The sequence below is a fragment of the Sphingomonas endolithica genome (genome assembly GCF_025231525.1).
Lineage (GTDB): Bacteria > Pseudomonadota > Alphaproteobacteria > Sphingomonadales > Sphingomonadaceae > Sphingomonas > Sphingomonas endolithica.
Window position 1 is genome coordinate 3,083,884 of record NZ_CP103057.1, and the last position, 15,637, is coordinate 3,099,520.

General features: G+C 62.2%; 17 protein-coding genes, 1 tRNA gene and 1 pseudogene. 3 read left to right on the top strand and 16 right to left on the bottom strand.

Features of this window, described 5'->3' with window-relative positions:
* Nucleotides 1–90 precede the first annotated feature (90 nt).
* Nucleotides 91–507, top strand: coding sequence for a MerC domain-containing protein (locus tag NV382_RS14530; RefSeq protein ID WP_260597436.1), 417 nt, complete (start codon nucleotides 91–93; stop codon nucleotides 505–507).
* A 98-nt stretch (nucleotides 508–605) separates the two neighbouring features.
* A pseudogene (locus NV382_RS14535) lies at nucleotides 606–859 on the top strand (hypothetical protein).
* A 724-nt stretch (nucleotides 860–1,583) separates the two neighbouring features.
* Here NV382_RS14535 and NV382_RS14540 read toward each other — a convergent pair.
* From NV382_RS14540 to NV382_RS14615, 16 genes are all read right to left on the bottom strand, one after another.
* Nucleotides 1,584–2,654 carry a tyrosine-type recombinase/integrase gene (locus NV382_RS14540; protein ID WP_260597437.1) on the bottom strand — a complete coding sequence of 357 codons (1,071 nt, stop codon included), beginning with the start codon at nucleotides 2,652–2,654 and terminating at the stop codon, nucleotides 1,584–1,586.
* Between the two features lie 172 nt (nucleotides 2,655–2,826).
* Nucleotides 2,827–3,489 (bottom strand): hypothetical protein, encoded by a 663-nt coding sequence (locus tag NV382_RS14545; RefSeq protein ID WP_260597438.1) that lies wholly within the window; start codon nucleotides 3,487–3,489, stop codon nucleotides 2,827–2,829.
* Nucleotides 3,490–3,570: 81 nt separating this feature from the next.
* Nucleotides 3,571–3,753 (bottom strand): hypothetical protein, encoded by a 183-nt coding sequence (locus tag NV382_RS14550; RefSeq protein ID WP_260597439.1) that lies wholly within the window; start codon nucleotides 3,751–3,753, stop codon nucleotides 3,571–3,573.
* Nucleotides 3,750–4,106 (bottom strand): hypothetical protein, encoded by a 357-nt coding sequence (locus NV382_RS14555; protein WP_260597440.1) that lies wholly within the window; start codon nucleotides 4,104–4,106, stop codon nucleotides 3,750–3,752. Before NV382_RS14555 ends, NV382_RS14550 begins: the two co-directional genes overlap by 4 nt.
* Before the next feature lie 447 nt (nucleotides 4,107–4,553).
* Nucleotides 4,554–4,910 carry a LexA family protein gene (locus tag NV382_RS14560; protein ID WP_260597441.1) on the bottom strand — a complete coding sequence of 119 codons (357 nt, stop codon included), beginning with the start codon at nucleotides 4,908–4,910 and terminating at the stop codon, nucleotides 4,554–4,556.
* The gene (locus NV382_RS14565; protein WP_260597442.1) at nucleotides 4,911–6,785 is read right to left on the bottom strand and encodes an AAA family ATPase; all 1,875 of its coding nucleotides are present in this window, start codon (nucleotides 6,783–6,785) and stop codon (nucleotides 4,911–4,913) included. It lies immediately after the preceding gene.
* Nucleotides 6,786–7,099: 314 nt separating this feature from the next.
* Nucleotides 7,100–7,705 (bottom strand): HK97 gp10 family phage protein, encoded by a 606-nt coding sequence (locus NV382_RS14570; RefSeq protein WP_260597443.1) that lies wholly within the window; start codon nucleotides 7,703–7,705, stop codon nucleotides 7,100–7,102.
* Nucleotides 7,706–7,943: 238 nt separating this feature from the next.
* Complete coding sequence (locus NV382_RS14575; protein ID WP_260600430.1) at nucleotides 7,944–9,182, bottom strand: phage major capsid protein; 1,239 nt, start codon at nucleotides 9,180–9,182, stop codon at nucleotides 7,944–7,946.
* Nucleotides 9,183–9,243: 61 nt separating this feature from the next.
* Nucleotides 9,244–9,666 (bottom strand): hypothetical protein, encoded by a 423-nt coding sequence (locus tag NV382_RS14580; protein WP_260597444.1) that lies wholly within the window; start codon nucleotides 9,664–9,666, stop codon nucleotides 9,244–9,246.
* Complete coding sequence (locus NV382_RS14585) at nucleotides 9,663–9,860, bottom strand: hypothetical protein (protein WP_260597445.1); 198 nt, start codon at nucleotides 9,858–9,860, stop codon at nucleotides 9,663–9,665. The genes NV382_RS14580 and NV382_RS14585 overlap by 4 nt, the downstream gene beginning before the upstream one ends.
* On the bottom strand, nucleotides 9,857–10,108 hold the full coding sequence (locus tag NV382_RS14590) for a hypothetical protein (protein WP_260597446.1): 252 nt from the start codon (nucleotides 10,106–10,108) through the stop codon (nucleotides 9,857–9,859). The genes NV382_RS14585 and NV382_RS14590 overlap by 4 nt, the downstream gene beginning before the upstream one ends.
* A gap of 563 nt (nucleotides 10,109–10,671) precedes the next feature.
* Nucleotides 10,672–11,409, bottom strand: coding sequence for a hypothetical protein (locus NV382_RS14595; protein WP_260597447.1), 738 nt, complete (start codon nucleotides 11,407–11,409; stop codon nucleotides 10,672–10,674).
* 551 nt (nucleotides 11,410–11,960) lie between these two features.
* A tRNA-Arg gene (locus NV382_RS14600) sits at nucleotides 11,961–12,037 on the bottom strand.
* A gap of 45 nt (nucleotides 12,038–12,082) precedes the next feature.
* Nucleotides 12,083–12,757 (bottom strand): endonuclease III, encoded by a 675-nt coding sequence (gene nth, locus NV382_RS14605; RefSeq protein WP_260597448.1) that lies wholly within the window; start codon nucleotides 12,755–12,757, stop codon nucleotides 12,083–12,085.
* Between the two features lie 13 nt (nucleotides 12,758–12,770).
* Entirely contained in the window at nucleotides 12,771–13,499 is a 729-nt protein-coding gene (gene dapB / locus NV382_RS14610) for a 4-hydroxy-tetrahydrodipicolinate reductase (protein ID WP_260597449.1), read from the bottom strand.
* 135 nt (nucleotides 13,500–13,634) lie between these two features.
* Nucleotides 13,635–14,666: a potassium channel family protein gene (locus NV382_RS14615; protein WP_260597450.1), complete on the bottom strand. Its 1,032-nt coding sequence runs from the start codon at nucleotides 14,664–14,666 to the stop codon at nucleotides 13,635–13,637.
* 114 nt (nucleotides 14,667–14,780) lie between these two features.
* Between NV382_RS14615 and xth the strand changes: the two genes are divergently transcribed.
* Nucleotides 14,781–15,575 carry an exodeoxyribonuclease III gene (xth, locus tag NV382_RS14620; RefSeq protein ID WP_260597451.1) on the top strand — a complete coding sequence of 265 codons (795 nt, stop codon included), beginning with the start codon at nucleotides 14,781–14,783 and terminating at the stop codon, nucleotides 15,573–15,575.
* The last annotated feature ends 62 nt before the right edge of the window (nucleotides 15,576–15,637 follow it).

Consider the following 15,637-nt stretch of genomic DNA (forward strand, 5'->3'; position numbering starts at 1 on the left):
CCATGCCGTTGAGCGGACACACAGCGATGCTGTTGAACGCGACCTACCGGCATCAACCAATATCCCTTGCCTTAGATGATATATTGTATCATGCGCCGGACAAAGGATGGTTTCACAATGATACAGGCAAAACTAACGGCAGACGGCAAGATCGATTGGCTGGAACGCGCGGCTGTCGGAGCGTCGCTTGCTTGCTTAGTACACTGCCTCGCGCTGCCGCTATTGCTCGCCGCCTTGCCAGCGCTATCACGCTTCATATCGCTCCCCCAGAGCTTTCACGGGTTCATGGTGGCAATCGCCGTGCCAGCATCCAGTCTGGCCCTCATCAAGGGAATGGCCGCGCACGGAGGCGTCCTCCCTGCAATGCTCGGCGCTACTGGTCTGGTGTTCCTTGTCGTTGCCGCGTTCATGCTGGGTGCTTCGTCGCTCGAGACTCCGATCACGGTCGCTGGAAGCCTGCTGCTTGCGTCAGCTCATGTGTTCAATTGGCGGATGCGCCACGGATGAATGGCAAGCGAGCTTTCGGGCACCGGTAGTTACGGAGCAGGCGGCATCCTTGGATGCAAAAAGGCTAGCCGCAAACGGCATTGGTTCTATGATGCACGATGGCCAAGAAGAAGCGCTATCTGACCGCGACTATGGCCGATGGTTTTGTGAAAACAATCGCTCCCACTGCCGGTCCATCTACCCACTTCTGGCGGATCGTCGCCCATCTTCAGAACGGCAACACCGAGGTTTTCTGGGGTCACTGCGGCTCGCTCAAGGAAGCGGGTCGTAAACAGTCGGCGACAAACGAGGCGGCAAAGCAGCGCGGCTGGAGGGCTTTAAATTCGAGGTTGTCGAACTCACTGACTCTTGAAGTGCAGTGGTCTTCGCCATCTGCGAACCACTCGATTGAGAACCATCATACTGCATCACCGCCGACCGGGTGAGCCTGAACAAACGGCCGATAACATCATCTGCGCACCCGAAAGCGGACGGGCGATATTTTTCACCGAGTGACAAGCGCTAGAGCTCACGGCCCGCCGCTTGAACGAAGGTCCGCTTAGGCTGGCTCGCCGTCCGAAAGCGGCCAGGCTGCTTTCCACCCATTAACGTCATTGGCTGAGCTACGCGTTGAATTCCGCTTCCGTCAGTCGTCGGAGCGTTTGCCCGCAATCCGCGTACGAAGATAGTTAGCTCAGAACGAGGCATTGCTTTAAAGTTGCTGCCTTTCGGCTGCTTTGGCAGTCCGGCAGACACAGATCTTCGTGATGCCTGGTTGCTCTCCAGCCTTTGGAATGACTGAAGTTCAATATCTGGCCAATCCGTACCCGGACCTTCCGCGCTAGGCTGCTACGATTCGCTCTGCTTTACCACCGTCTTCGGTGAGTATTTGGTGAGTTGACGCTAAAAGCGTCGCCTCGTCTAACTGTAACTGACTGATAAAATTGGTGCACCCGACTGGATTCGAACCAGTGGCCTCTGCCTTCGGAGAACACCAGTCGCGCGGATTTCTGCGGTTTCTTGCCCCGTTGGACACGTTACAAAGCGGGAACATGCCGTGAATCGACGTACGTAACGCCCCCATAACTCGCCCACGGTCACTTTCGCCGCCGATCGGCGGCCTTTAATGCCGCCTCGAAATAGGCCGGGTGATGGTGCGCGTAGAGCTCGGTCGTGCGAGCGTGGGACTGGCCGAGCCAACCGGCGACCTGCCACAAATCCACGCCGTCCTGCGCCTTCCACGTCCCGCACGTGTGCCGCAACGTGTGCGGTGTCACCCCGGCTAAGCCCGCGTCGCGACACGCTCGCGCAAAGCTCCGCTTCACGTCCAGGATTCGTTCCCCGTCCTGTTGAAGCACGTAGCCGAGGTCCGTCCCCCGCCGCCGCGCGAGGCGCAGCAGCACCATCAACCGCCGGGGAATGGGAATGACCGCTCGCCCCTTGCTCGTGCGCTTGCGGCCGGGCGGATTGAAGTCGATCTGCCGCCGGTCGAGATCCACCTGCGGCCAACGCAGCGAGAGAAGCGCTTCCTTCCGCGCCCCGGTGTAGAGCGCCAGCAGTATGAATAGCGGCAGGTAGCCCCGCGCGCTGGTCGCGTAGTCCTTCCCTGCTATCGATCGCACCCGCCGCGCGGCCGCGACCAGGCGCGCGGCTTCCCAAGGCTCTAGCCATCGTTGCCGACCCTCCGGTTTGTCAGGCAGCAGCACATGCGGCGCGGTGGTGATACGACCGCGCTTTTGCGCGAAGTTGATGGCTGCGCGCAGCACCCCAAGCTCCTTGCGCACCGTGCCTGCCGATCGGGCACGCCAGCTCGTGTAGCCGCGACACGTTTCGTCGGTAACGTCGCCGACCGCACTTTCCTGCCAATAGGGTAGCAGCGCCTCGATGGCGTAGGCGATTCGTTCCGGAGCGGCCGTCGTAAGGGCATGTTGTTGTGCATAGAGGTCTAGGGCCTCGGTGATCGGGAATTGAGCGGGATGACGGGGGCCAGCTGGGCGCGAGCGCCTGTGGCGCTCGCCGATGAATTCGGCGAGCGACGCTTCAGCTGCTGCACGCTCACTCGTACCTGCGCTGCGGCGTCGCGAGCGGCCGTCTTCTGTCCAGTTGATGTAATAGCAGCCGCGATCGGCGCGGAAGGTGAGGTAGGCACCGCTATTCGGTCGGGGCATGCTGTTATCTTCGCCTCCTGGATAAAACGCTCCACGTCAGCGGGATCGTACAGCCACGCTTTGCCGAGTTTCACCGCGGGCAAGCCCTTCTGCCGCATGAAGTCGACGGTGCGAGGGCTGGCACCAGCGGGCAGCATCGCGCTCGCGACCTGTTTCGCCGTCATGAGCCTGCTCATGGCCGGTTCCAAACGTCGAAGATCACGGTGGACACGTCAACGGCGATGGTCGCAAGCGCGCCGTCGTTCCGGGCCTCGTGGGGAGCGCCCTGTCCGTGCCTAAACCTCCACCGATCGCCGGCACGCCAGAAGTAGCTCATATCGGGCTCATATTGCCCCCGGCGATCATCGGGCCCGGGCTGCTCGAAAATCGTCAGGAAGGCGTCGTGGTGCTGATGAAATTCCTCCGTCGACATCGAGGCGTGAATCGCCCGGATGCGCGGCGTGATGCGGGTGGCGCCGTGGCGTTCGTGGCTCCATAGGTCCAGGCTGGCGACAAGGTCCTCGCCGTTCGTGTTGAGAGCATGGGCGGTGAACGTCGCCCATAGCGCCATCACGTCGTCACGGGAGAGGCCGTACTTGTCCGCCCAAGCGATCGCGTCGCGGAACGTGGCAGTAATGGAAAGCAGCCCGTCGATCGGCACGCCGAACTGACGCAGCTGGCCCATGAGAGCCGCTATGTTCGCTTCGTACCACTCAAACCGTAGGTGACGGCCCATGCCCGAAGGTGCCTCGATCGGACGCACCAACCCACGACGAATCCAGAACGTCATAACGTCGTTCGGGATAGCAGCGTGGAAAGTCATGCCGCTGCGGGAAAGCGGCTCCTTGGACTGCATGGGGGTTCCTTGTGACCCTAAGTCACCTGGAGTTAGGTGACCTTTGATCATGTGGCAAGCCCTCTTGATAAGCGATAGTGATCAGCGCTGCTCGTCTACGATCTCAATGAGCTTGAGGTACGTTTCACTCGCCCACGCGGCCGCAATGGTCAGCGCGCCATCTTTCAGGCGATTGCTCGCAGCCACATCTGCCAATGCGTCTAGCAGGTCCGCCAGCTTCGCCGTGCGAGTCGCGGCGGCTTCCAGCCGAGGATCGGCGCTCATACCGCAGCTGGTGCGTCAGACACCCGCATCTCCGCCATCTCCATCAACTCGCCGAGTTCGCCGATTGTGGTTGCTCGCTCGCTCGCCATCGCGAGCAGCGTTCTCGTGCCATCCCACAGCTCATTCTCATGCAGGAAGCTGTAAGCGTTCTCTTCCTGCATGACGCGGCGCTGATCTTGAAGCATCAGCTCCACCACGAAAATCACGGCTTTAATCGCCTCGGCTGCCATTTGAATTTCATGAAGGTCGGTCAGAAATGGACCGGGCGCAGATGGGTTCTGCGGCGGTACATCGTCAGCAGGGATATGGGGTGCGCGCGTTCGCGCCCCCGTGATAGGGGCGTTGGAAGCCATACTCGTTCTCCAGAACGGGGTTGGTCAGAGCCGGGTGGAGGTTGCACCCTCCGCTCGGCTCGCTATTCTGGTGCCATGGTTAATCTGGACGGTCAAGATACTCTGGCACCAAAGAAACGTCGTGGTCCGGCGCCCACTGGCGTTGGCACGTCAATCAACCTGCGGTTGCAGCCGGAACAGCTCGCAGCGGTAGACGCCTGGATCGGCCGCCAAGCTGACTCGCCATCGCGTCCTGAAGCGATCCGCCAGCTGCTCGCCGTCGCACTCGACCGTCGAGCTGCTTAGAGGCTAGCCAACGCCGATTACCGCGCCCTCGCCGGTGCCGATCGCAAGGCCGCTCTGCTAGACGCTTCAAGGGCAGCTCGCTACGCCGTCAGCTGTTCGCCGCGGTAACTTAGCCGCGGCCGCGGCGGGCATCGTTCAATCACGGTCAGGGCAGCCCGCAGGTCAGTCGACGTCGGGAAGATGCTCGAATGGCGCGAGCATCGGCAAGCATATGGTCGACCGAGCCGGCTCCAGTTCACCTATCGTCTCGAACCTCGTCCATCCGAGACGCTGCAACGATACCTCAAGCATCGAGCGGCATTGAACGACATTGCGCACGCGCAGGTTGCGCTGCGAGCCCACAGTCCGCTCGACGGCGCCGGCATCAACGAGCTGGTCGACCAGCTCGCGCACCCGCTGCTTGCTGACGTCCAGTTCCTGGGCGATCTCGTCCAGGGTGGGACAGATCCCGGTGATCGCGATGCGGTCAACGATAAACGCGAGCGCTTCGTCGCGGCGGTATGTCTTCCCGAGCAGCATCTAATTAATGGTAAGAGCCTCGCGCACTGCCCGGTCGAAATTGACAATCTTGGCCTTGAAACCGTCCGAAACTTCTATTCTGCTAGCAGACGCCAGTTTCTCACTGAAGAACAGCTGAATTTGACTTTTAGACGGGGCCTCGACTAGTCCAAAGTGTTGCTTCACCAAGTCGATATCCTGAGGATCTAGGAAACCCTCGATCGTCTTTCCCGAAAGCTGTGGGTCGAGCTTGGCTAGGGTAAATGCCTTGTCCACCGGCAGTCCCCAATTCTGAGTATATTCGGTGACGGCCTTACGGCCGGGGGTGTCATCATCACAACAAAGCGCAAAGTTCACTCCCCAACCTAGAAGTATGCTCACAAGTTCATCAAAATGGTCTGCCCCACGTGTGGGAATGACGGCGTAAGCTCCGGCAATATCTGCCAACCAAAGCCCATAAGCGAGAATTAGATAATCACCCTTCCCCTCAACGAGGACAGACGGCTTCAAGGCGTCTAACCTACTTGGGACAACCTTTAAGCGATCAAGCACGGGCTGGAAATATGTCGTCTTGTCAGGATTTGAGCCCACAAAGGATCTGTAACGCTCCGCAGTTACATGAGATGTTCGATGGCCACCGTACATCCCAGCTTTCAAGTCATCATAATCCACAGCGTCGTTCGAGATGATAAGCGCCTGATCAAGCCATTCCGGGTTGATCAGGTAATGGCTGTGGGTCGAATACATAATAAGGCTTCCGGCGGTGGCGATCTTTGGGAAGCTTTCTAGGAGTTGTGTTTGCGCTCCAGCGTGCAAATTAGACGCAGGCTCATCCAGCAAAAATAGGGTTTTTCGGCCTTTAGATCCCGTTGAGCGATAAAGGGTGAACAGCAAAAAGGAGAAGAACCAGCGAAAGCCCAAAGACCGCTCGGATATATCGTATGGCTGGGTGCCGTCGCGGAGGCTGAACTGAACGTATACCCTTGGTTCTCCATCCGGGTGTTTGTCTACTCCAAGTTTAAGGCGAACTTCCTTGTCTGAGGTGGAGCCGCCAAATATCTTCGACCATCTGTTTAGAACGGTATGTGAAAGGTGGTGAGACATCTGGCTAATGGCAGATTCGATCTGCTGTTGCCTGTTATTGGATAAAGAGAACAGGCCGCTAAATATCTCTCCGGCGGTTTCCGGGCTGGTGATCCTGTTCACAATATTATTGGTCACGTTTATGGGCCGCTCTAATGAGGCTCCGACGTTCTCAATAATCTTTCTGTAGACGCGATCTGCCGGCCGCTCGCCCTTTTGAGGGTTAAGAACAATCTTCTCCGGCTGTTCAAACAGGAATGTGGGGAAGTATACCACCTCTGGAAGCTTTGCAGCAACCATTGCCGTGAAGGCTCTCCAGGCGAGATGGTTGATAGCGATCGGTGTAAACTTCCGATTGCCCTTCTCTTTGCCGAGCAAGATCATGCTCCAATCATGAATAGGCTCGACTAAGTCGCCGTCTTTGAACCTATACCCTCTGGTGACTGTAATGCGATCCGGAACGCTGTCGGAGTCGACTTTGATGGTTCCTTCCTTTTCGGCCCACGCTATACAGCTAGCCTTGTCTCCATCCTCGAACTCTATCACGGCGGCAACCGTGATATCACCCGTGAAGGTGGCCTTGGCATCTTTGGGTACGTAAGTAGACGGTTCCACTTGCGATGGCTTCGCTTGGTACAGCGATTTCTCGTCGCCTCCATAAAGCTGAAACGTGCCGATAGCCTCCAGCACCGTCGTTTTGCCGCTCTCATTGAGACCTATCAGGGTAAAAACACCGGCACCTTGCGGTATCAGATCAATTCTCGCGTTCTGAACACCGCGGAAGTTTTTGATGGTGAAAGATAAAAAGCGCATTGCGCGACATTAGCGACGCGGCGTCTGCACGCAAGCTGTCCGGGGTCAACGAGTAAACGACTGTTCGGCTGGTACCGCTCCATCAATGTCGCATTTCCGCCATTGTGCGGCGGACCACCTCTAGGAAGGCTTCGCCGGCCCTGGTCGGCTCCATGTGCTGGGCCATTACTCGAGTTCCGGCGAGGACCAGCTGGCCGAGCACATCGCCGTCGGTAAGCGTTCGCTCCAGCAAGAGTGTTAGCAGCTCGTCATTCAACGCCAGTTCGTCGGGTGTGATCGGAGCATCGCTTCGTCCGTTAGCTTGGGCACCCGCTCTACTCCTGGTCATCATCGTCGAGCCCTGGGCCGCCGTTGTGACCGATGCCCTTTGTCACGTTCTTCAGCCGTCGAGCGATGTACTCGCGCGCCGCCTGCCTGGCTTCGTCACCCATCATATCGAGCGCTGGGCGCAGGAACGGATGTGGTGTCGCACCAGGATGATGGACGGTCGTTCCGATTGCTTTGCCGTTGATGAATAGCGATCGGCCGGGACCATCGTGTCCTTCCTTCGCCGCTTTCCTGTCGAGGTGATTGATCCGCCTGGTCGAACGGCCCTCACGCACTGAGTCGTCGACGCTGATGAAATGCGGATCGGTGCCATATTCTAACCAGCGGGCGACGTACGCACCTTCGCCCTCCAATTGTACTGCCGCGACATATTTTCCGTCCACGCGGCGAACTTTGACCTTTACGGCATCTGCAATCAGCACCTTCTGCCCGTTGGCGTTCGTCGCGCTCTTGCTGCCGAGGTTCGCTTTGACTTGCGCGGCAACCACCTTGGCCGCGGCTCGCGCGGCACCGGGGTAAATTGATCTCGTCAGCTCCTCCTGCACCTTAGCCAGGTAGAGCTGTACCGCTTCTCGGCCCTTTGTCGTTGCCATGCTAATGCTCCATCTCGGAAGAGGGACAGGTCCGACCATGCACCCCGGGCGGCGGAGCCCGACGATGGCGGAGACGTCCTCCGCCGCGGTGCTGCAAAAATGGCTGTTTTCCGCCCTTTCTAGCGGGCAGGGACAGCACCGATACCCCTCCGATACCCCGTCATCACCGGCCGCTTCAGGCTGCCGCCGGCGACTGACCGCCACGCGTTACGCGTAGCGGCCGATCGAGGGGGAGGGTTTAGTTCGTTGCGATCTTGAGCAGCCGGATCGCCCGCGGGTCGAGCAGCCCGCCGCCTACTCGCTTGGTGGCGTAGAACATCACGAAGGGCTTATTGGTGTAAGGATCGCGGAGGATGCGAACCCCAACGCGATCGTTGATGATGTAGCCCTTTTGGAAGTCGCCGAAGGCGATCGGCAGTGCTGCCTTCCCGTCAACGGCCGCTGCGATGTTGGGCATGTTCTCGTCGATTTCGACCGGTCTGCCCAGCAGCGTCGCCGGCTCGCTGGCAAGTAGGGCTTCGCGCCAGATGTACCCGCCCTGGCCGTCCTTAAGCTTGGCGATCACCGCGGCCGTCGAGCTGTTCATGACCCACGTTGCGTTCTGGCGGTAGGGTGCTGCCAACCCATACTTCAGGTCAATCAGGGCGTCGGCATTCGCCACCGCATCCGCCGACCCGCTTGGCGTGACACTCAGCGCGCCGCCCGGATGGGCCGCCTCTGCGAGATTGCCAGGAGCGTATTGGAGGAAGCCCATTGGCTTTTCGAGACCATTTCCGCCGACGAAGGCGATACCCTCCTGCCTACTGAACTCGTCGGCGAGGTTGGTGCCTAGCCACTCCTCCAGGTTGATCGCCGAATCATCGAGCAGCCGCTGTGTCGCGGCAGGCATGGCGTAGATCTCGCCGGCTGGGATGACGAGCGGGGTAAAGGTGGCCGTTGTCGTCGCCGGGCGTGTCGCCGTCTCACCTACCCAGCCGCTACCGAACTGATCGTTGCTCCAGAGCGTGGAGTAGGCGGCCCGGCCGGTTGTCACCACCTGAGCCAATCGTCGCATAGGCGATAGCGCCCGCTGTGCCTTCTGCACCTTCCGGTCCCATTCCACCGGGGCGAGGTAGCCGCCGCTCGATGTGTCGCCTTCCGACATCGCTGCCTGGATCGATGCGCGCTCGCCCGTCGCATTGGCCGCTTTCAGCGTCGCTTCGGCATCGGGGGCTCCGCGCCTGGCGTAGCTTGCGAAGGTCCTGCGGTACTCGGGATCGACCGCCTGGCCGTCGCCGCTGCCGCCCATCAGCGCCGCCGCTCCCTGCAACGCCGCAGCGTTGTGGACTTCTTCCAATGCGCTAAATCGGCGATCGCTGTCCGCTCGCATATCTAGAACAGCGGTCCTAATCTCGCCAATCAGTCTGGCAGGGTCCGCGTCTGCACGTATCCGGCCGGATAGCGCGCGCGGCGCCGGGGCAATTCGGGCCATCTTCATCGTCACTCCTTCAGCTAAGTCGAGGTGACGGTGCGGCCATGCCGTGGCCGGATATAGGGGTTTACGGCTGAAATCCGGTGAGGTGGCGAGCGTATCGCTTGGCGAGCTTTCTGGCCGTCGCGTCTATCAACCGCCGATCATCGGCGTCCCACTCCTGCTCTGTCGGACGGCGCCAGCCCCGCGCCTCCATCAACGCCGCGCGGCCGCTTCGTATGATCGCCGCGGTATCGATATCGGGATCGGTTGCCAGCCGAGCTACCGGCGACGCATCGAGGGAGGCAAGCAACAATAGGATGCGCTCTGCGGAGTCGCCGTCCAGGTCTCGCATCGCTTGTTCCGCAACGGCTCGGCCGATCCGGCGCGCACGTTGCGCGATCGACCCCGTGAAGCCGGATGCGGCAGCAATAACGGCTGCGCGCTCGCCGGCCGGCCGCCCGGGCCGCGCCATTGCGTAGACGCGGGCAATGGCGCGCGGCATCGTCATCGACGGCGCAAGACGATGATATCGAACTCCGCCAATGCTCTCGCAACCGGCCGGCGGATCGACCGCGACAGGCAAGGCGCCAGCGCATCCTCGATCTCGATCTTCGTCATGGGCGTGCTGATCTCGTCCAGGGCGGCCAGGACGGCCTTTTGGGCCTCGGGCGTGAGCGCCGCTAGCTTGCGCGCTGCCGTCACCGCGCGTTCGCCTGGTCAAGTAGCTGGCGCTCGATCGTGTTGATCACGTCGCGCATCCACTCGATGGCCGCCGCCGGCGAGCCGTGCACGGTCGTTGCGAGCTGGTACGTTGCGTAGGCCGACGCGATCGCCGCGTCGATCGGCGCCACGCCTTTCTCCATGAGCTTGCCGTGAAGCGAGCTGTGGAGGCGTTGCGCCAGCTCGATTACCGGCTGGATGCGGGCGAATTCATCGTCATGCTGTGGCATCGGTCTTCTCCATACCGTCGTTGGCACGTCGCCGGGCTTTCCATCGCGTTTTCTGCGCGGCGAGCTGGCGACGCGACGAGCAGAACCGCTTCGGTGGCACACCTTCGCGTGGTTCGCGCAGCGGAATGACAGCGGCGCCGCAGCGTTCGCACGAGGGCAGTGGCACGGGCTGTCTCCTGAAAGGGTGGGGGGTCAAAATTTGCTCTCAGTGCGCACGGTGCTCGGTGTCGGTGTCCTGTGGCACCCCGGTTTAACTTACGAAGGGGGGGTAGGATGATAGAGCCAGCCTAACATGACGTTAGGCCCGATGATCGATCGCCATGTGGATCTTGCGCAAGCCTTTCTGGACGGAGCCGCAAGCGCGCCGGCCGCCATGTCATGGCACGCTCCGTGCTCGCCCCCCTCGATAGCACAAGGGAGGCGCAGCCGACCGCTCCGACTGCCGGGGCTTGGCGATCGTGTGCTTGGGCAGCAGGCCGTTTCGGGGTCAGGGGGCAATCAAATCATCGTATCGCGTAGCGATTCCTTTCATTCTATAACCTTCGCTCCGGGTAGTGATCGTTTTATGGACTCGCGCTGCTTCCTACGACGTCGCGCCTAGCGACGGCCTGGTCCAAGAGAACGAGCTGCTGCGCCAGCTCCTTGCCAACGGCCCTGGGGGCAGGCTGGGCGACCGTATTGAACGATCGCTTTAGGAAGGCCGCGGCGCGCACCGCGGCGCCCTGTAGTCGCTTGAGGTTCGACATGAGACGTCGCCAGAAGATGGCCCATAGCGGCTTTTCCATGCGGCGTTCGCAGTTGAACAGATAACTGTTGCACGCCTGCTTGCGGCGCGGCCCGGGCTGGCCAGCGGCGCGCTCAACCTTCTCGCTGCGGCGCACGTGATCCATAAAGCCCCAATGCTCGGCGCATTCGATCATCGCGCTGACGTTGCCGCGGCTCTGTCCGGTATCGTCCACGATCCGCTTATAGCTCACGAAAAAATCGCCGGTCTTGTGGTCGAGGAAGTCGAGCATCTTCTCAAATGTACGCAGGTAACTCGGCTGCACCTTGTGCGGCCCCTCGTATCCCTTGGTCTTATGCATGGTGCACAGGTCCTTCAGCGTCCCGATCAACGCCTGCTTGAACGCCCAGCCTTGTCCGGCCGAGCCGTCGCCGATCGGCTTGCCCGGGTTCGCTCGATGGTCGTCGACGTCGTAGCTGTAGGAGCGCACCGGATCGGTCGGGCACTCTGGGTCGCCCTTGCTCTTGCGGCGGCCGACCAAGCGGTTTGCCACTGCGCCAAATGCGGTGACGCTCAAAGCGCACCGCCTGTGCGCGCTACAGGAGCGCGATCAGCTCGGCCGTCGGGCGCATCGTTTTCTTCGTAGCTGTGGCAACGGGGAACCCGCCGATCGGCGGCATGAGCAGAAATCCGAACCTCGCTGGCGAGCTGCGCCCCAAAGCGTTTCAGAATGGTATGAACGTCGCGCGATAACGGCGCGGAGGATAGGATATTCGACATCGCGTCGGCTCCCGGCTGGGAAGTCGATGGGCGCACGAATGCGCCGGCTGAAACGCGTTCGGCCGTCGCGAGACGTACGGGGATGAAAGAGGGCGCTGATCAGCGCTCAAGGCGGGCCACGACTTCGCCATCGCCGGTAGAGTGGGGGAATAATGAGGCTCGGCGGCCATAGCGGGCCACGCCGGCACGCGGCTGATCGCCAACGCACGGTGAGTCGGGCGATAATCAAGCGCTCGCCCGCCCTAAATCAGGATCGGCGTTAAGCCGTCCAAATAGGGTTACGCGCCCATTACTCGCCCACTGGGCCGGCGCGGGGTCATCGATTGACCCCAAAAATGGCTGAAAAGCTGGTGCACCCGACTGGATTCGAACCAGTGGCCTCTGCCTTCGGAGGGCAGCGCTCTATCCAGCTGAGCTACGGGTGCCGGTGGCTATCCAGTTAGCAAAGGTCCAGGGCCTGCGCCAGCCGTTTAACGCGTGCCGTCTTTGTCGGTGGCGCGCGGGTCGGTGGGCGCGGGGGTCTTGGGGCGATAGGCGCACAGATCGCGGACGATGCAGCGCCAGCATTCGGGTTTGCGCGCCTTGCACACGTAGCGGCCGTGCAGGATCAACCAGTGATGCGCGTGCCGCCGGAACGGCTGCGGCGTCACGCGGTCGAGCTTCGCCTCGACTGCCAGCACGTCCTTGCCCGGCGCCAGGTCGGTGCGGTTGCACACGCGAAAGATGTGCGTGTCGATGGCGAAGGTTTCGTGCCCGAAGCCCGAATTGAGCACGACATTGGCGGTCTTGCGCCCGACGCCGGGCAGCTTTTCGAGCGCCTCGCGGTTTTCGGGCACCACGCCATCATGATCGTGCACCAGCATCTGGCTGAGCGCGAAGACGTTCTTGGCCTTGGTGTTGTAGAAATTGACGCTGCGAATCTGCTGGCGCAGCGCTTCCTCGCCATAGGCGACCATCTGCGCGGGCGTCTCGACCTCGGCAAAGAGCGCCCGCGTCGCCTTGTTGACGCCGCTGTCGGTCATCTGCGCGGACAGCGTCACCGCGACGAGCAGCTGGTAGGTGTTGTTATAAGCGAGTTCGGTTTCGGGATGCGGGTTGTCGGCCGCCAGTCGCGCGTAGAACTCGACGATGTCCGCCCGCTTCACGTGCCGCTCGGGCTCACAGGCCCAGTACCTCGCCCATCGTGTAGCGGCCGGGTGCCTTGCCGACGAGCCACAAGGCGGCGGTGATCGCGCCGCGGGCAAAGATCGTGCGATCCTCCGCCCGGTGGCCGATCTCGATCCGCTCGCCGGTGCCGGCAAAGATCACCTGATGATCGCCGGCGACCGATCCGCCGCGCAGCGAGGCGAAGCCGATCGTGCCTTCGCTGCGCGCGCCGGTGAGGCCCGCCCGGTCGGCGACGCGGGTCTCGGCCAGGGTCGTGGCGCGCCCGGCCGCGGCCGCCTCGCCGAGCAGCAAGGCAGTGCCGGATGGCGCGTCGACCTTGTGGCGATGATGCATCTCGACGATCTCGATGTCCCAGTCGGTGCCGAGTGCCGCTGCCGCTTCCCGCACCAACCGCGCGAGCAAGGTGACGCCGAGCGAGACGTTGCCGGTCTGCAGCACGGCGATGTCGGTCGCGGCCTCGTCGATCATCGCATGGTGCGTCGGGGTCAGGCCGGTGGTGCCGATCATGATCGGGATCCCCGCCTGCCGCGCCGCGCGAAGCGATGCCTCCAGCGCCGATGGCGCCGAAAAGTCGACCAGCACGTCGGCACCCTGCGCCAATATGTGCGGATCGCCGCCCGCGTCGATGCCGCCGACCAGCGTCGCACCCATGTCGGGAATGACCGAGGACAGCGCCTGGCCCATGCGCCCGGCGCTGCCGATCACGCCGATGCGGCTCATGCGTGCCGGCCGAAATCGGTGACGGTGCCGCGCACGGCGGCGGCGGCAGGATCGATGGGAAGGTGCAGCGACATGCCGCGCTGCTGCCACAAAAGGGCTTTTAGAGGACAGCGGTTTTTAGCGCTGCCGGTCGATTCAGCTACGGTCCTCGTCGCGGGGGATGATCTCCACCAGCATGTCGCCGGCCTTCAGCGCCGCCGCCTCGGCCTGCCAGAAGCCATAGCAGTCGTTGCCGCGATACACACGCACGCCAAGCCCGGTGGTCAGCGCGCCCAGCGGCTTGCCGATCTCGCTGGGTGCCACCGCGCGTTCGTGCAGCGCGACGCGGCCGTCCGAGGCGGCGAGATCGGCGACATAATCGGCGATGTGCGGCCCGTGCGTGGATCCGGCGAGCAACAGCCCGGCAAAGCTTGCCGGGTTGATCACCGTGGTAGCGCCGGCCTGTCGCGCCAGCGCCTCATTGTCGGCCGAGCGGATAATGACACTGATCGGGACGTCGGGCGCCAGCGCGCGCGCGGTGAGCACGATCAGGATCGAGGTGTCGTCGCGCCCGGCAGCGACGATCACTGCCTTGGCCATCGCCAGCCTGACCGCCTCGAGCGAGGCGTTGCGCGTGGCATCGGCGCGGATGACGGTGACGCCGCAATCGCCGGCCACGTCGAGCGCATCCTGATCATCGTCGATGACGACGATCTGCGCCGGCGGGGCGCCGCGCCGGATCAACTCGCGCACCGCCTCGGCACCGCTGGTGCCATAGCCGATGACCACGAGATGCCCGGTCAGTTTCTGCTGGATATCGTTCATGCGCCACCTGTCCCACACCCGCTTGAGCAGGAAATCATAGGCCGTGCCAAGGAAGATCAGCCATACGAACAGGCGGATCGGCGTGACGAGGAAGGAATCGATCATCCGCGCCTGCGTGGTGACCGGCACGATGTCGCCGTAGCCGACCGAGGTGATGGTGATCATCGTGAAATACAGCACGTCGGTGAAGCTGATCTGCCCGTCCGATTGATCGCGCAGCCCCAGCCGATCGAACCAGAAGATGCCGAGCACGATACCGATTAGCGCAAAGGCGATCGCCACGCGCAGCAGCAACGCCGCCCAGGGTGGGGTGCTGCTCTTGCGATGCAGCGTCAGATCGTGATCGGATACTCTGGGGCGCATCGCGCGGGTCTAGCGACCTTCGCGCCGCAGAGCCATGCTGTCGCCCGTCCGCTCCAGTCGGCGCGGTCTGCATCCCGGGCTGGCCCGTGCGGTCCAACGCTGTAGGGTGTGCCGATGAAGATCGCGACCTACAACGTGAACGGCGTCAACGGGCGGCTGCCCGTGTTGCTGCGCTGGCTGGGCGAAAGCCAGCCCGACATCGTCGTCCTGCAGGAGTTGAAGGCGCCGCAGGAGAAGTTTCCGGAAAAAGCCATCCGGGATCTTGGCTATGAGGCGATCTGGCACGGGCAGAAGAGCTGGAACGGCGTGGCGATGCTGAGCCGCGTCGGCGAGATCCACGAAACGCGGCGTGGGCTGCCGGACGATCCCGATCCGTCGCAGAGCCGTTATATCGAGGCGGCGGTCAACGGCATCCTGATCGCGGGCTTGTACCTGCCGAACGGCAATCCGCGGCCAGGCCCCAAGTTCGACTATAAATTGCGCTGGTTCGACCGACTGATCGATCATGCCGCCGGGCTGCTCGAATCCGGCCTTCCGGTGATGTTGGCCGGCGACTTCAACGTCATGCCGACCGAGCGCGATGTCTACAAACCCGAACGCTGGGTGGACGACGCGTTGTTTGCGCCGGAAGTGCGTGACACCTTCTTCCGGCTGACCGGGCAGGGCTGGACCGATGCGCTGCGCACGATCCATCCCGACGAGACGGTCTACACCTTCTGGGACTATTTCCGGAACGCCTATGGCCGCAATGCGGGCCTACGGCTCGATCACCTGCTGCTCAGCCCCGCGCTTGCCGATCGCCTGGTCGATGCGCAGGTCGACGCGGACGTGCGCGGCTGGGACAAGACCAGCGATCATGCGCCGGTGTGGATCGAGCTCGCCGACAAGGCCAAGCGCAAACGCCGCTGACGTAGGGGAACGCTTTAGTCTGGATGGAGCGGATATTCGTCTATCCGTAATGGCTTGGCAGC

What these genes read in the sequence shown, in the direction of transcription:
- NV382_RS14545 (WP_260597438.1), bottom strand. Translation starts at nt 3,489, where the DNA reads ATGCAGTCCAAGGAGCCGCTTTCCCGCAGCGGCATGACTTTCCACGCT.
- NV382_RS14560 (WP_260597441.1), bottom strand. Translation starts at nt 4,910, where the DNA reads ATGCTGCTCGGGAAGACATACCGCCGCGACGAAGCGCTCGCGTTTATC.
- NV382_RS14565 (WP_260597442.1), bottom strand. Translation starts at nt 6,785, where the DNA reads ATGCGCTTTTTATCTTTCACCATCAAAAACTTCCGCGGTGTTCAGAAC.
- dapB (WP_260597449.1), bottom strand. Translation starts at nt 13,499, where the DNA reads ATGAGCCGCATCGGCGTGATCGGCAGCGCCGGGCGCATGGGCCAGGCG.
- NV382_RS14580 (WP_260597444.1), bottom strand. Translation starts at nt 9,666, where the DNA reads ATGACGATGCCGCGCGCCATTGCCCGCGTCTACGCAATGGCGCGGCCC.
- NV382_RS14530 (WP_260597436.1), top strand. Translation starts at nt 91, where the DNA reads ATGCGCCGGACAAAGGATGGTTTCACAATGATACAGGCAAAACTAACG.
- NV382_RS14615 (WP_260597450.1), bottom strand. Translation starts at nt 14,666, where the DNA reads ATGCGCCCCAGAGTATCCGATCACGATCTGACGCTGCATCGCAAGAGC.
- NV382_RS14570 (WP_260597443.1), bottom strand. Translation starts at nt 7,705, where the DNA reads ATGGCAACGACAAAGGGCCGAGAAGCGGTACAGCTCTACCTGGCTAAG.
- NV382_RS14590 (WP_260597446.1), bottom strand. Translation starts at nt 10,108, where the DNA reads ATGCCACAGCATGACGATGAATTCGCCCGCATCCAGCCGGTAATCGAG.
- NV382_RS14550 (WP_260597439.1), bottom strand. Translation starts at nt 3,753, where the DNA reads ATGAGCGCCGATCCTCGGCTGGAAGCCGCCGCGACTCGCACGGCGAAG.
- NV382_RS14555 (WP_260597440.1), bottom strand. Translation starts at nt 4,106, where the DNA reads ATGGCTTCCAACGCCCCTATCACGGGGGCGCGAACGCGCGCACCCCAT.
- NV382_RS14575 (WP_260600430.1), bottom strand. Translation starts at nt 9,182, where the DNA reads ATGAAGATGGCCCGAATTGCCCCGGCGCCGCGCGCGCTATCCGGCCGG.
- xth (WP_260597451.1), top strand. Translation starts at nt 14,781, where the DNA reads ATGAAGATCGCGACCTACAACGTGAACGGCGTCAACGGGCGGCTGCCC.
- NV382_RS14540 (WP_260597437.1), bottom strand. Translation starts at nt 2,654, where the DNA reads ATGCCCCGACCGAATAGCGGTGCCTACCTCACCTTCCGCGCCGATCGC.